Here is a 14,345-nt window from a genome sequence, read left to right on the forward strand (position 1 = left end):
GAGCGTGACCGACGCCACGCCTGGTGGCCGTACGATGGCGCGGTGCTGGTCAAGTGGATTCGCTGCACCGTGGTGGACCGCCGGGGCTTCGAGCGGGGGCAGCGAAAATGGGCGGGGCTTCTGGGGGAGCCGGGTTTTCGGGGACAGGGCGGGGGCTGGAGCCGACAGCGGCAGGGGGTGGCGCACATCTTCGCCTTCTGGGAGAGCCGTGCCTTCTACGACTCCTTCATGGCCCGCTCCCATGATCGACTGGCCGCCGCCCAGTCCGGCACGTTCAAGGACGCCCAGGTCAAGCTGTTCGAGTACCGCTTCGATGTGAAGACGGGCTTCGAACCGCGCTTCACCGACGCCGACCTGGTCCGGGTGGCCCTGTGCCGGATTCACGAGGAACGCGTCGAGCACTTCACGCTCATGCAGGAGAAGGTCTGGAACCCCGCGATGGCGGGTTCGCCCGGCATGATCCGCGGCATGTTCGCGGAGGCGCCCGAGCACGAGTTCCTGATCCTGTCGATGTGGCGGTCGGCCGCGGAGCACGGCAAGTACCGGACCGAGCGCGTGGAGCGCCTGGCGCTGCGCGCCCAGACCGAGGCCGACGTCGCGGGGCTCTCCGGCGACATCGTGGAGCTGGAACCGCCCTGGACTGTATGACGGGACACAGTAGATTCGAAAATCGGACGCACTGTCCCGAATCCGTACGGAGAGCGGACTGTAACGGCCTGAGAGGGGCGATCCATGTGACCTACGCCGTATGGAGCCCGTACGAGTGCTCTACTTTGCGCCGTTCGATCTAGGGTTTTGGCATGGCACGACCACGGCGCATCGTCCTTGTCCGGCACGGCGAGTCGACGGGCAACGTTGACGACTCCGTGTACGAACGCGAGCCCGACCACGCTCTGGCACTGACCGAGCGCGGCGTGCGGCAGGCGGAGGAGACCGGAAAGCGGATCCGGGACCTCTTCGGCAGGGAACGCGTCAGTGTGTACGTCTCCCCGTACCGCCGTACGCACGACACACTCCGAGCCTTCCACCTCGACCCCGACCTCATACGCGTCCGGGAGGAACCCAGACTGCGCGAGCAGGACTGGGGGAACTGGCAGGACCGTGACGACGTGCGCCTGCAGAAGGCCTATCGCGACGCGTACGGTCACTTCTTCTTCAGGTTCCCGCAGGGAGAGTCCGGTGCCGATGTGTACGACCGGGTCGGCGGCTTCCTGGAGAGCTTGTTCCGCAGCTTCGAGGACCCCGACCACCCGCCGAACGTCCTCCTGGTCACTCACGGACTCGCGATGCGGCTGTTCTGCATGCGCTGGTTCCACTGGACGGTCGCGGAATTCGAGTCGCTGTCCAATCCCGGGAACGCCGAGATGCGGATGCTCGTCCTGGGGGAGGACGGCAAGTACACGCTGGACCGGCCGTTCGAACGGTGGCGGGAACCTGTCCCGTACTGGGTCAACGGCTAGAGTGGCAGAGCGATGACCGCTGACTCCTCTTCCCTCGGGCGCCTGGAGCGCGCCCTGACGAGCCTGCGTGGCCTGGCCGTCGGGGACGCGCTGGGCTCCCAGTTCTTCGTTCCGGTGAACTACCCCCTGCTGAAGCGCCGCGAGCTTCCCGCAGGCCCCTGGCAGTGGACGGACGACACCGAGATGGCCGGCTCCGTGGTGGCCGTGCTCGCCGCCCACGACCGCATCGACCAGGATGCGCTGGCCCGCTCCTTCGCGGAGCACCACGACTTCGACCGGGGCTACGGGCCCGCGGTCAACCGCCTGCTGCGCCTGGTGCGAGAGGGCGGGGACTGGCGCGAACTGGCTGCGGGACTCTTCGACGGGCGGGGGTCCTGGGGCAACGGCGCGGCCATGCGCATCGCCCCCCTGGGCGCCTGGTACGCGGACGACCCCGAGCAGGCGACCCACCAGGCCGAGATCTCGGCCTACCCCACTCACCAGCACCGGGAGGCCGTGGTGGGAGCCATGGCCGTGGCCGCGGCGGCGGCACTGGCGGGCTCGCCGGAGGGCCCGCCCAGCCCCGAGGCGCTCCTCGACGGCGTCATCGCGCTCGTGCCGAAGAGCGCGGTCGGCCAGGGGCTCCGTCGCGCCCGGGACATGCTCGACTACGGCGACGCGGCCACCGTCGCGGCCGTGCTGGGCTGCGGGCGTCGCACGACCGCGCACGACACCGTCCCGTTCGCCCTCTGGTCCGCCGCGCGGTCACTCGGAGACTACGAGACGGCGTTCTGGACCACCGCCCAGGTGGGCGGAGACGTGGACACCACCTGCGCGATCATGGGCGGCGTGCTGGCCTCCGGCAAGGCGGGGACACCACCCACCGAGTGGGTGCAGCGCACCGAGGCACTGCCGGACTGGGTGCCCACCGGCCTCTGACGGTCGCCGTGGCCCGCACGGCAGGGGCAGCTGAAAACTCTCCGTGCTCGATGGGAACGCTCTGTGACCGCCGCTCGTTCTTCCCGTGTCTGCTGCACCCCGCGGCTTCGAGCGCGAAAGGTGCAGCAGTGATCGCGGAAGGCGAATCGAGCATGGAGGGGGTGCGTGGTGGCGTCCGTCTTGCTGGTGCTGGTGCTGGTGTCGGCCTTCTCCCCTGTCGTGTCGCGTGCGCGGGTCGCCGGGGTGCGGCCGACCGGACCGCCGCTTGTGCCGTCTGTCCCCCGGCAGCGGTCCGGCCGGCCGCGGCTCCGCGCGGCTGGGCCTCGGTCAGCCGATGCCCGGGCCGGCCGCGCCCGCGAGGGAGTCGAGATCGCTCTTACGGACCCTGATCACCAGCCATGCGGTGAGGAAGGCGAGCCCGGCCATCGCGGCAGCCGGCACGAACGCGGTGGAGATGCCGTGGGCGAGCACCTCGTGCCCCCAGGGAGCGGGCAACTGGTGCGTCTTGGCGAACTGCGCCTGCTGCTCGGGCGAGGAGTCGGCGAGGAACTTCGGCAGCTGCTTCTTCGTCTCGTCCGTGCTGGCCGAGCCGAAGACGGTCGTCAGGATGGACAGCCCGAGCGAACCGCCGACCTGCTGCATGGCGTTGAGCAGCCCGGAAGCCGCACCCGCCTCATGCTGGGCGACACCGGAGACGGCCGTGACCGTGGCCGTCACGAAGTTCAGGCCCATGCCGAAGCCGAACACCAGCATGGGGCCCAGCACACCGCTGACGTACGTGCTGTCGGGTCGGATGAAGGTCTGCCACACCAAGCCGATCACCACGAGCGCCGAGCCGACGACCATGAGCGGCTTGGGGCCGAGCGTCGGCAGGAAGCGCTGGGACAGTCCAGCAGCCGCAGCGATCGCGAAGGTCACGGGAAGGAAGGCGAGACCGGCCTTGATGGCGCTGTAGCCGAGCACGTTCTGCACGAACAGCACGATGTAGAAGAACATGCCGAACATCGCCGCGGCCAGGCTCAGCATGATCACGTACGTGCCCCAGCGGTTGCGGTCGGCGAACATCCGGAGCGGGGTGATCGGTTCCTTGGCCCGCATCTCGGTGAAGACGAAGGCGAACAGCAGGACCACGGCCGCGCCGAACGAGCCGAGGGTGAGGCCGTCCCGCCAGCCTTCCTCCGCTGCGCGTATGAAGCCGTACACGAGCGTGGCCATGCCCGCCGTGGACGTCAGGGCACCGGTGAGGTCGAAGCGTCCGGGGTGCCGCTCGGACTCGTTGATGTACAGCGGCGCGAGCGATGCGATCAGCACGCCGATGGGGACGTTGACGAACAGCACCCAGCGCCAGTCGAGCCAGTCGGTGAGCATGCCGCCCGCAAGCAGGCCGATGGCACCGCCGCCTGCGGACACGGCCGCGAACACGCCGAATGCCCGGTTGCGTTCGGGTCCTTCGGGGAACGTCGTCGTGATCAGCGCCAGCGACGTAGGCGATGCGATCGCGCCACCCATGCCCTGCAGGGCCCGTGCGGCCAGCAGCTGCCAGGGTTCCTGGGCCAGACCGCCCAGCAGCGAGGCGAAGGTGAACAGCAGGATGCCGGCGATGAACACCCGGCGGCGGCCGAGGATGTCACCAGCCCGCGCACCGAGCAGCAGCAGGCCGCCGAAGGTGAGCGTGTAAGCGCTGACCACCCAAGTGAGGTCCGTGGTACTGAACTTGAGTGCGTCTTGAATGTGCGGGAGCGCGATGTTCACAATCGTCGCGTCGAGTACCACCATGAGTTGGCAGGCTGCGATGACGGTGAGTGCGATGCCGGGATGGCCCGCCCGGCGGGCCATACCCGGTTTCTGATCGTCCTGGAGCAACTGAGAGGTCGTCACTGTGGGTCCCCCATAACGGCGTTAGTGAACGCCCGCGTTCACTGTCGCGTCCACGGTAGTGAGTCCCGAACAGTGAACGCAAGCGTTCACTTAAATGCGTGCCGCGCCCTGCGTCCCCCTATTGCTGCAGTGCGGCTCGCTCCACCTTGGAATCCCCGCTTCCCCTTGCATGCTGGAGAAACAAAGATGGTTACCTCGCGCTGGACGGCCGCGCCCGCTCGGACGGCTTCCCCTCGTCGGCGCGGTGCGGTTCTGGAGCGCGCGATCCTGGACGCCGCTCTCGAGCAGCTCAGCACGGTCGGCTGGAAGGGGCTGACCATGGAGGGTGTTGCGGCAGGCGCCCAGACCGGCAAGGCCGCGGTCTACCGCCGTTGGCCATGTAAAGAGGACCTCGTCGCGGACGCACTGGTGTCCGGACTGCCCCGGGTGGAGAAGGCCCCGGACCTCGGCAGTGTGCGCGAGGACCTGCTCTCCCTGTGCCGTCATGTGCGGCAGGTCATGTACTCGCGGCCCGGAGTCGCGCTGCGCTCGGTGATTCACGAATGCGACCGTGTGCAGGCGGTGCGCTTCGAGGAAGTGATCGCCGGGAGTGTGGTCGAGCCGACGATCGAGCTGCTTCGTGAGGTCATCACCCGGGGTATAGAGCGAGGAGAGGTCCGCTCGGACGCCGCCAACGGATATGTCTTCGATGCCGTCCCGGCCATGATGATGTACCGCTCAAAGATGTGCGCAAGCGAATGGCACGAGCAGGACCTGGAAGAGATGATTGACCAGCTGATGCTCCCGCTGCTGCGCCCCTACGGAGCCTGATCCCGTCCGTCGGCGATCTTGGTCGCGGTCGGGCGACCGGGGTGTCGCCCGGCGATCCAGGCGGCGTACGCTAAGGGCGCCATGCCGTACGAACCGCCTACTCACACCGTCGAGCGCTCCCTTCGCGCAACGACCGGAGCGAAGGTCATTGCCGGTGTCGATGAGGTGGGGCGCGGCGCCTGGGCCGGCCCCGTCACCGTCTGCGCGGCGATCACCGGACTCCGCCGGCCGCCCGAGGGGCTGACCGACTCCAAGCTGTTGACCGTCAAGCGGCGTACAGAACTCGCCGTGACTCTGCGGACATGGGTGACGGCCTACGCGCTGGGGCATGCTTCCCCCGAGGAGATCGACGACCTGGGGATGACGGCCGCACTGCGGCTCGCCGCGGTTCGTGCCCTGGATGCGCTTCCGGTCCGCCCCGACGCCGTCATCCTCGACGGAAAGCACGACTATCTCGGTGCCCCGTGGAATGTACGCACGGTGATCAAGGGCGATCGGTCGTGCGTGGCCGTCGCGGCCGCGTCGGTGATCGCCAAGGTTCAGCGCGACAATATGATGGCCGAACTGGGTATCGACCATGCAGACTTCGGATTTGCGGACAACGCCGGGTATCCGTCGCCCGTGCACAAGGCCGCACTGGCGGAGCGGGGGCCCACCCCGCACCACCGTTTGTCGTGGGCGTATCTTGATGCGTTGCCTCAGTGGCGGCACCTCAAGAAGGTCCGCAGCTGGGTGGACGGAAGCGTTCCGGAAATCGAGGGCCAGCTCGGCTTCGATTTCTGACGGTTCCGATCGCACTGATGTGCCACCCGGTCACCCGCGCCGCACCAACGTTTGATAAATATCAGCTCATGCCTCTCATTCCCGAGGAGCCTCAGATTCACGAGAGTGCCCAGGGTCCCCGCGTCACTCCGGCCAGCGGCCGTACCGCGCCGACCCCTCGCCCCGTACCCGGCCCCCGTCCCGCGGCTCCGTCCCGCCCCGGTCGTCCCGGCCCTCTGCGGCCCACGCCGCCGGTGCAGCGCACGCCGCGTGACGTGGCTCCGGCCAAGCCGAGCCCGTCGGGCCCGGCCGCTCCCGCCGCAACGACGAACCCGCAGATCCAGCTGATCCCGGCCACGGCCGAGGGCGCGCTGGACGCCGCCGAAGAGGCGGTGGACCTGCTCCTGGACTCCGGCCGCGCCCCCGGCGACGTGCTCGTGATCACCACTGGTGCGCAGCACCCGTGGGCCGACCACGAGTTGTCCTTCGGTGAAGCGTCCTACTGGGCGCAGCACGACTCCGGTGACGACGTCTTCTACACGGACGCCGCCATCGCCTCTCGTGCCGCGTCCCGCCCGGTGGTCGTCGTGGCCGTCAACGGGGGCCCTGCCTCCGTCGCTGCCACCGCCCTCCCGCTGGCCCACTCCCGGGCCGGTGCACTGCTGATCGTCTGCGGCGACCCGCAGCAGATCAACTCGGTGCTGGGCGCCGGCGTCTGAGCCACGTCCGGCACCTCGGGTCACCGAGGTGTCGAGCAAGCCGCTCCGGCGGGATCCGCACGGTGCGGCTTTTGGCGTGCCCGGATGACGGACGACGGCCGTGCCGCTCCCTTGGGACTCGGTCGGAGAGCCCGGTGGAGTGCCGGAGGCCTTCAGGGAAGCATCAGGGGCCCCTGGCGGGCCTGGTCCCGGCCGCTGCGATGGCGCATGACCGGGCCGCAGGCAAGAGGGCTGCTGGGCTGTTTCACCGTGGCGCGTCGGGGTCTGGGCCTCCATACCCGCGGAGCATGGCGCACGAGCCGCGCGTGCCGGTCGGCGCTGGCGGTGTGTGCCCGCCCGCCCCGTCCCGGTCACGCCACCGGCGGTTCCGCTGCTCGCCGGTGCCCGGAGACACCTGCCGTCGTCGTACCTGCGGCGCCGAGCCCGCGCCGTGTGCAGTGGCACCGAGCCCGAGTCGTACCGGCGGCACCGAGCCGTGTCGTACCGCTGGGCCAGGTCCTTCAGCGGGCCGCCGCGCGGCGCAGGACCTCGGAGACGGGTCCTCCGGTGCGGGGCACGAGCGGCGGGGCCTCCGAGGTGTCGAAGGGCTCCGGCGCCGAGTGGGCGTTCGGGTGACGTCCGCCGCGTCCCTCGCCGAGCACCTGCCAGCCGTCATGCGTCAGCGTGATGTACGCGCCGCAGCGCAGCCCGTGCAGCGTGCAGGCGTCGCGCAGCCCCCACATCCACGCCCCGTCCTCCTCGGTCCAAGGGGCGTCGCCCTCACGGCAGTAGAGCAGTACGGCCGTACGCGCCGGGGTGCGGCGGCGCAGGTCGTGCGGGATCACCCGACGCAGCTGGGCGAGCAGCGCGTTGCGCAACATCCAGCCGTCGGCCGGAGCCGGGCGGCGCGTGAACGAGGCGCTGGCCCGCAGCCGCTCGTCAGGATCGAGCACCGCCACGATCGCCGTGGACGGCTTCGGGTGATGGCGGGCATGCAGCCCACTGACGACCTCACGCGGGTTGCGCAGCAGCGGGATTCCGGCGGCAGCCCACTCCGCCGGCTCGAGCAGGCGGCTGGCGGAAGCGGCGGACGCGGAAGTCGACAACGAGGCCGCCGAGGACGAGGCGAATCCGAAGGTCACGTTCCTCCCTTCGGCTACGCGCCCACACTGCGGGCGAGGTCGGATTCGGGGGAGCGCGCACCGCAGCGGAGCCCAACCGGATCACGGACGAACCGTGCGGGGAGCGGACCTCAATTCTTCCTGTCGAACTTGGATGCGGCAACGAGCAATTGGGGCCACCGACGGTTATCTGGTGGTGCGTGGCTTATATCCTTACCCAAGGGTCCGACTGCCGATGCCTCGGGCATCCGGACGCGGCCCATGGCACCGCCGGCGGCTGCTGCCCGATCAGCCCTGGACGGCGAGGACCAGCGGCAACACCGCCTGCGCCCCGGACTTTCTGAGCAGGCGTGCCGCGACCGCCAGCGTCCAGCCCGTCTCCGTGAAGTCGTCGACCAGCAGAACGGGACCCTGCGCCTCGGCAAGTGCCGACGCAAGTGCGGCCGGCACCGTCAACGTCCCGTCGAGGGCCTTCAGCCGCTGCGCACTGTTGCTGCGCGACACCCGGGGCGCATCCCCGGTGTACTCCACGGAGCCGAGCAGGGGGAGTCTGCCGACTTCCGCGATCCGGGCGCCCAGGGACTCGATCAGCCGGGGGCGGCTGCGTGAGGCGACGGTGACCACGCCCACCGGCCGGGGCTGGGCGTCGGCCGCGCCGGACGCCCAGCCGCCGGGGCCTCTGGCCCAGTCGGCCAGTACGCCGACCACGGCTCGCGCCACGTCGTCCGGCACGGCCTCGTCCGGCGTCTTGGCAGCGAGCAGCGGACGCAGCCGGTTGCCCCAGCCGATGTCGGAGAGGCGTCCCAGCGCACGCCCCGGCGAGGCCTGTTCACCGGCCGGGATACGGCCCTTGAGGTCGATGCCGATGGCCGGGAGACCGGTCGGCCACATGCGACGGGGCTCCACCTCCACCCCTGCACGGCCCAGGTCGCTCTGCGCGGCGTCCAGCGCCGTCGTGGACAGGTCGGCGGTGAAGCGTGGTCCCGCACAGTTGTCGCAGCGGCCACAGGGCTTGGCGCCCTCGTCGTCCAGCTGGCGCTGCAGGAACTCCATGCGGCACTCGGTGGTGGCCGCGTACGCGCGCATCGCCTGCTGCTCGGCCGTGCGCTGCCGGGCGACCCAGTCGTAGCGCTCGGCGTCGTACGACCATGGCCGCCCGGTCGCGATCCAGCCGCCCTTGACGCGGTGCACCGCTCCGTCGACGTCGAGCACCTTGAGCATGGTCTCCAGACGTGAGCGGCGCAGCTCGACCAGGGGTTCCAGGGCGGGCAGCGACAGGGGCCGGTCGGCCCGGGCGAGAACGTCCAGCGTGCGCCGGACCAGGTCCTCGGAGGGGAAGGCCAGCGACGCGAAGTACTGCCAGATCGCCTCGTCCTCCCTGCCGGGCAGCAGCAGGACCTCCGCGTGCTCGACCCCGCGGCCGGCCCGGCCGACCTGCTGGTAGTAGGCGATGGGGGAGGAAGGCGAGCCGAGATGGACCACGAAACCGAGGTCGGGCTTGTCGAAGCCCATACCGAGAGCCGAGGTCGCGATCAGGGCCTTGACACGGTTGGCGAGCAGGTCGTCCTCGGCCTGCTGCCGTTCGGCGTTCTCCGTCTTGCCCGTGTACGAGGCGACGGCGTGCCCTCGCTGCCGCAGGAAGGCGGTGACCTCCTCGGCCGCGGCGACGGTGAGCGTGTAGACGATGCCGGAGCCCGGCAGGTCGTCCAGATGATCGGCGAGCCAGGCCATCCGATGCGCCGCATCCGGCAGCTGCAGCACTCCGAGGCTCAGACTCTCCCGGTCCAGTGGCCCGCGCAGCACCAGCGCGTCCGACGCACCGCCCGTGCCCAGCTGCTCGGCGACGTCCGCGGTCACCCGCGCGTTGGCCGTGGCCGTGGTGGCCAGCACGGGGACGCCGGGCGGAAGGTCGGCGAGCATGGTGCGCAGCCGGCGGTAGTCGGGGCGGAAGTCGTGGCCCCAGTCGGAGATGCAGTGGGCTTCGTCCACGACCAGCAGGCCGGTGGCCGCGGACAGTTTCGGCAGGACCTGATCACGGAAGTCTGGGTTGTTCAGCCGTTCCGGCGAGACGAGCAACACGTCGACATCGCCCGCCGCGATCTCGGCCTGGACGGTCTCCCACTCCTCGGTGTTGGCCGAGTTGATGGTCCGGGCATGGATGCCTGCCCGGGCCGCGGCCTCCACCTGGTTACGCATGAGCGCCAGCAGCGGCGAGACGATCACCGTGGGCCCGCTTCCTCTGGACCGCAGCAGCGAGGTCGCCACGAAGTACACCGCGGATTTGCCCCAGCCCGTGCGCTGCACGACCAGGGCCCGGCGCCGGTCGGCCACCAGTGCCTCGATCGCCCGCCACTGGTCCTCGCGCAGCCGGGCCGCGCCCGTGGCATCCCCGACGAGCCGGGCGAGGACGGCATCGGCCTGTGCCCGGAGATCCGCGTTGCTCATGTGCTCCATGCGTTCCATACAACAGGACGGGACCGACAAGCGGGCGGCCCAGGTCCGCGGCTGTGGACAACACGACGGCGTTGTCGTGTCCCTGATTCGACTTATCCACAGGCTCAACCGGAATCTCAGGATCCGCGAGATCGTCGGCGCATGACGAATCACAGCGAAACCGCCGGACCCTTCGAAAACAGCGACATCTCGGGATCGGAGCCTTCGACCGTACCGGCCGAACACGCCGCGCAGGTCACCCTGCGCACTCCGGCCGAGCTGGCCGACGCCCTGCCCTACCTGCTCGGGTACCGCCCGGAGGACAGCATGGTGCTGGTCGCCCTCCACGACCGCGGCGGGCGCGGCAGGTTCGGCGGCCGGGCCCGGCTCGGCATCCCCGCGAGCGAGGAGGACTGGGAGGCCGCCGCACGGCAGCTTGCTCGCGGGCTCGTCACCGGCAGCGAGCGGCGCGGCACCCGGCCCGAGCGGATGGTGGCCTACGTCTGTCAGGAACCAGGCCCGGGGGAGAGCGGCCGGGACGTCAAACGACGGCTCGAAGGGCTGGCCCACGTGATGCGCACCGAGTGCGGCAACCTCGACGTGCCGGTCATCGAGGCCCTCTGCATCTCGGACGGCCGCTTCTGGTCGTACTGCTGCCCGGTCGCGGGCTGCTGCCCCGAGGAAGGCTCGCCCATGGGCCTTCCCGGCACCTCCGTGCTGGCCGCAGCCGCCACCTATGCCGGCATCCAGGTACGCGGCACGCTCAGGGAGTTGCGCGCCAGGCTGCAGCCCTGGGAGACGAGCGCGGCGCTGGGACAGGAGATCGCCCTGGACGCGGCCGGTATGAGCCTGGTGCCCCGCATCCTGGACGAGACGGCCCGCCAGGAGGTGGCCCGCGAGACCCTGGACCTGGCCGACCGGATCATCCGCCGCTTCGCCGAGGCCGCACCGGTCTCCGGAACGCATCCGGCGGACGTACGCGACGACGACCTCCTCGGGGACGACGAGGCGGCGACGCTGATCCTCGGGCTCCAGGACCGTACGACCCGCGACCGCGCCGCCGCCTGGATGGAGGGCGACGAGGCAGGCCCGGCTCTCCGGCTGTGGCGAGCCCTGGCACGCCGCTGCGTCGGCCCTTACGGCGAGCACGCCGCCGCCCCGCTGACCCTCGCCGGCTGGGTCGCCTGGTCCTCGGGCGACGAGTTGGAGGCGAGGGAGGCCCTGGCCATGGCGCTGGGCGCGGATCCCGACTACCTCTTCGCCCGACTGCTGCACCAGGCCTGCAACGAAGGACTCGACCCCGAAGCGATCCGCCGCTGCCTGCGCGCGGAGACTGCCGGACAGGCCTCGCCCGACACGGCGGATGCAGAGCGTACGGCGTGTGCGACGGATGCCGTGGACGCGGTGGAGGTGGCGGAGCGAGCACGGCGAGCCCCGCGAACCCCACGCGCCGAGTCGCCCCGGACCGCGGTCCGCGGTCCCGGAGCAGGCGAAGCGGCGGACGGTGACGAGGGGACCGGGCCCGGCACACGGACAGGCACGCATCGTCGCCGTGCGCGATCTGCGGCCGGCGATGACAGCCGCAATCCCGCGCGGCTCACGGGCGGCCGACGCCGGCCCGCCGACTCCCGTCCGCGATCGTCGGCTGCCGAGCCCGGCCGTCACGGCACCCGTAACCCGGGCGCAAGGCGCACGCGGACGGCGGACGCGGGTGACGCCACGACGAGTGGTGCTCAGCCGGAGAGCGGACGTCATCACCCTGAGAGCGACGGATGAGCACCGGCGGATCTGCGGCCCACCGGTACGCCGCCATTCGGTCGGCTTCGTCGCGACGAGCCGTGACCCGGAGGAGTCCGCCTCCGTTCACCTGAGTGGCGGAACGCCTGGACGGACCGTGCCGCCGCCCCCACCTTGTCCCCAGGGGCGACCGATTGACCGCCCAGCACCCCCGAGGCGCACCGAGACCAGAAAAAGCGACCCCATGCACCAGCAGCCGACTCCGCCCACCGCCGGCGAACATCCGCCCCCGGACGTGCGCGAGCCGTCCCCGACGGCTGGCGCCGGCACCGTCGCACCGGGGGCCACCGACCGGCCCCTGGCGCCCTCACCGGCCCCCCGTTCACCCTCCGCGGTCGTCCCCGACAGTTCACCGCCCCCTGTCCCCGACCGGCCCCGCCGACCCGCCGGAGCCCCACCGCGTGGGCGCCCGGACCCGTCGGCCCGGCGCCCGGCCCCGGGCAACCGCCCGGCGCCCGAACTGCCGGCCACGCACAACGCGCTGATCTGCGTGGCCCTGCCCGGCCTCGCCATCTCCGGCGAGCTGGGACAGCTGGCAGGCACGGGACTGGACGGGTTCTACCGAGGCGGCAGGCGTCTGCTGTCGCGGTGCCAGGTCCGCGTGGCCGGTCGTGAACCGCTGCCGGTGCAGGCCCGGATGACCGGAGCCGACAGCGCCCGCTTCGTGGGGACGGTGCGCGCTTCCCCGGTGGCGGGTCCCGATCCCGACGTCGTCGTCGAACGGACGCGCCACGCAGACGGCAGCGAACGGATCACCCTTCGCAACGCCGCCCTGCGTCCGCTCCGCCTGCCCGTCGAGATCGCCCTCGGTACCGACCTGGCGGAGCTCGGCGCCATCGCCTCCGGTGCGGCCGGTCCCGAACTCCAGGCGAGTGTCCACGACTCGGGGCTGCGCTGGGCGACAGCCGGCGCAGCCGCCAGTGTCACTGCTGACCCCCCGCCCTCGGACGCCCTCGCGTCCGCCGGCCTGCTGCGCTGGGAGCTGGAACTGGCGCCGGGCGGGACGGCAGCCGTCGAATTGAGGGTCAGCCTGGAAGGCGCAGGGCCGCTGCGTGCCGCAGGTCACACCGTCGGCAGCCCTTTCGCCCCCGCACGGGCGGCAGGCGACGACCCTCGGGTGAGCGCCCTGCTGCACGCGGCCGTCGCCGACCTCCAGGCGCTGCTCCTGCGCGACCCTGCACACCCCTCCGACACCTATCTGGCGGCGGGCGCCCCCTGGCGCTGCGGATTGGCTCCGGCCGAGGCACTCGCCGCCGCCCGCATGGCACTGCCGCTCGGCACCCGGATCGCCGCAGGCACGCTGCGCACCCTGGCCCGCACCCAGCTCCCGGGCCCCGGTACCCGGGCCGGGATGATCCCGGGCCCTCGACGCGACGCCGGTCCGCACCTGCCGCCGAGCTGCACAGGAACGGAGGCCACCCTGCTCTTCCCCGTGCTGCTCGCCGAGGCCCGTCGCTGGGGACTGCCCGAGCAGGACACGGAGGAACTGCTGCCAGCGGCGGAACGCTGCCTGGCCTGGCTACGGACCGCCGTCGGCGACGGCACCTACCTCCCCGACCCGCACCCCACCGGCCCGGCCCGCTGCGAGACACAGGCCCATGCGCATCGCGCGGCGCTGCTCGGCGCCGACCTCCTCGACGCCTACGACAGACCGGGCGCCACGGAACTGCGCCAGTGGGCCCAGACCCTGCGGACCGCCTTCCGGACCGACTTCTGGATCGAGGATCGTGGTGGTGGACGCCCCGCCGCGGCCCTTGCACCGGACGGTCGGCCCGTGCCCCACCTGACCGCCGCCGCGGTCCACCTTCTCGACACCGGCCTGCTCGGCGCCGGCCGGCTCGCCCCGGGCCTGCTCGACAAGGTGCACACCGAACAGCTCGCCCGGCTGCTCGGTACCCCCGCCATGGACGCGGGCTGGGGACTGCGCGGTCTCGGGACCAAGGAGGCGGGACACAACCCGTTCGGTCACCGGACCGGATCCGTGCGGGTCCAGGAGACCGCGCTCGCCGTCGGCGCACTGGCGGCGGCCGGGTACGAGAAGGAGGCCGTTGGCCTGTTGAGAGGGCTGCTGGAAGCGGCGGAACACTTCGGTCACAGGCTCCCCGAGATGTTCGCCGGGGAGCAGCGCTCCGCCGGCAGCGCGCCGCTCCCGCATCCCGCGGCCTGCCGCCCCGCGGCCACTGCCGCAGCCGCCGTGGTCCTCATGCTCACCGCTGTCGCGGGCATCCGCCCCGATGCCCCCGCGCGCACGGTCACCCTCCGCCCCGTGCGAAGCGCTCCGCTCGGAGAACTGGGTCTCACCGGGCTGCGCATCGCGGGTGCGCCCTTCGCCGTACGGATCAGCCGACTGGGGCTCGCCATGGTGGAGGAGGCGGCGGACGGCCTGCAACTGGGAGCGTGAGTCCTCGGCAGGGGCGCATGGGTGGGATCCCGGATGAGGACCGTGACCTGGTAGGACGCAACCGGAT

11 protein-coding genes are annotated in these 14,345 nt (G+C 71.5%); 8 read left to right on the forward strand and 3 right to left on the reverse strand.

The window, feature by feature from the left end; genetic code table 11:
- Positions 1-42: 42 nt before the first annotated feature.
- From ACZ4SF_RS29865 to ACZ4SF_RS29875, 3 genes are all read left to right on the forward strand, one after another.
- Positions 43-648 carry a YdbC family protein gene (locus ACZ4SF_RS29865; protein WP_468390279.1) on the forward strand — a complete coding sequence of 202 codons (606 nt, stop codon included), beginning with the start codon at positions 43-45 and terminating at the stop codon, positions 646-648.
- Positions 649-800: 152 nt separating this feature from the next.
- On the forward strand, positions 801-1,460 hold the full coding sequence (locus ACZ4SF_RS29870) for a histidine phosphatase family protein (protein WP_468390281.1): 660 nt from the start codon (positions 801-803) through the stop codon (positions 1,458-1,460).
- Positions 1,461-1,472: 12 nt separating this feature from the next.
- Complete coding sequence (locus ACZ4SF_RS29875) at positions 1,473-2,378, forward strand: ADP-ribosylglycohydrolase family protein (RefSeq protein WP_468390284.1); 906 nt, start codon at positions 1,473-1,475, stop codon at positions 2,376-2,378.
- Between the two features lie 327 nt (positions 2,379-2,705).
- On the opposite strand, the gene ACZ4SF_RS29880 is transcribed toward ACZ4SF_RS29875, so the two are convergent.
- Positions 2,706-4,256, reverse strand: coding sequence for an MFS transporter (locus ACZ4SF_RS29880; protein ID WP_468390287.1), 1,551 nt, complete (start codon positions 4,254-4,256; stop codon positions 2,706-2,708).
- Positions 4,257-4,442: 186 nt separating this feature from the next.
- Here ACZ4SF_RS29880 and ACZ4SF_RS29885 point away from each other — a divergent pair, with 186 nt between their 5' ends.
- The 3 genes from ACZ4SF_RS29885 (at position 4,443) to ACZ4SF_RS29895 (ending at position 6,547) form a co-directional block, all read left to right on the forward strand.
- Complete coding sequence (locus tag ACZ4SF_RS29885; protein ID WP_468390289.1) at positions 4,443-5,066, forward strand: TetR/AcrR family transcriptional regulator; 624 nt, start codon at positions 4,443-4,445, stop codon at positions 5,064-5,066.
- Positions 5,067-5,147: 81 nt separating this feature from the next.
- Positions 5,148-5,849: a ribonuclease HII gene (locus tag ACZ4SF_RS29890; RefSeq protein ID WP_468390292.1), complete on the forward strand. Its 702-nt coding sequence runs from the start codon at positions 5,148-5,150 to the stop codon at positions 5,847-5,849.
- A gap of 68 nt (positions 5,850-5,917) precedes the next feature.
- Positions 5,918-6,547: a hypothetical protein gene (locus ACZ4SF_RS29895; protein ID WP_468390296.1), complete on the forward strand. Its 630-nt coding sequence runs from the start codon at positions 5,918-5,920 to the stop codon at positions 6,545-6,547.
- 500 nt (positions 6,548-7,047) lie between these two features.
- Here the strand turns inward: ACZ4SF_RS29895 and ACZ4SF_RS29900 are convergent, their stop codons facing one another.
- Together ACZ4SF_RS29900 and ACZ4SF_RS29905 are read right to left on the reverse strand one after the other, a co-directional pair.
- Complete coding sequence (locus tag ACZ4SF_RS29900; protein WP_468390299.1) at positions 7,048-7,668, reverse strand: hypothetical protein; 621 nt, start codon at positions 7,666-7,668, stop codon at positions 7,048-7,050.
- A gap of 267 nt (positions 7,669-7,935) precedes the next feature.
- Positions 7,936-10,101 carry a RecQ family ATP-dependent DNA helicase gene (locus ACZ4SF_RS29905; RefSeq protein WP_468390301.1) on the reverse strand — a complete coding sequence of 722 codons (2,166 nt, stop codon included), beginning with the start codon at positions 10,099-10,101 and terminating at the stop codon, positions 7,936-7,938.
- A gap of 141 nt (positions 10,102-10,242) precedes the next feature.
- On the opposite strand from ACZ4SF_RS29905, the gene ACZ4SF_RS29910 reads away from it, so the two are divergent.
- The gene (locus ACZ4SF_RS29910; protein WP_468390303.1) at positions 10,243-11,856 is read left to right on the forward strand and encodes a DUF4192 domain-containing protein; all 1,614 of its coding nucleotides are present in this window, start codon (positions 10,243-10,245) and stop codon (positions 11,854-11,856) included.
- Positions 11,857-12,367: 511 nt separating this feature from the next.
- Positions 12,368-14,278: a glycogen debranching N-terminal domain-containing protein gene (locus tag ACZ4SF_RS29915; RefSeq protein ID WP_468390306.1), complete on the forward strand. Its 1,911-nt coding sequence runs from the start codon at positions 12,368-12,370 to the stop codon at positions 14,276-14,278.
- Positions 14,279-14,345: the final 67 nt, after the last annotated feature.

This window comes from Streptomyces sp. NPDC027663 (assembly GCF_055566415.1).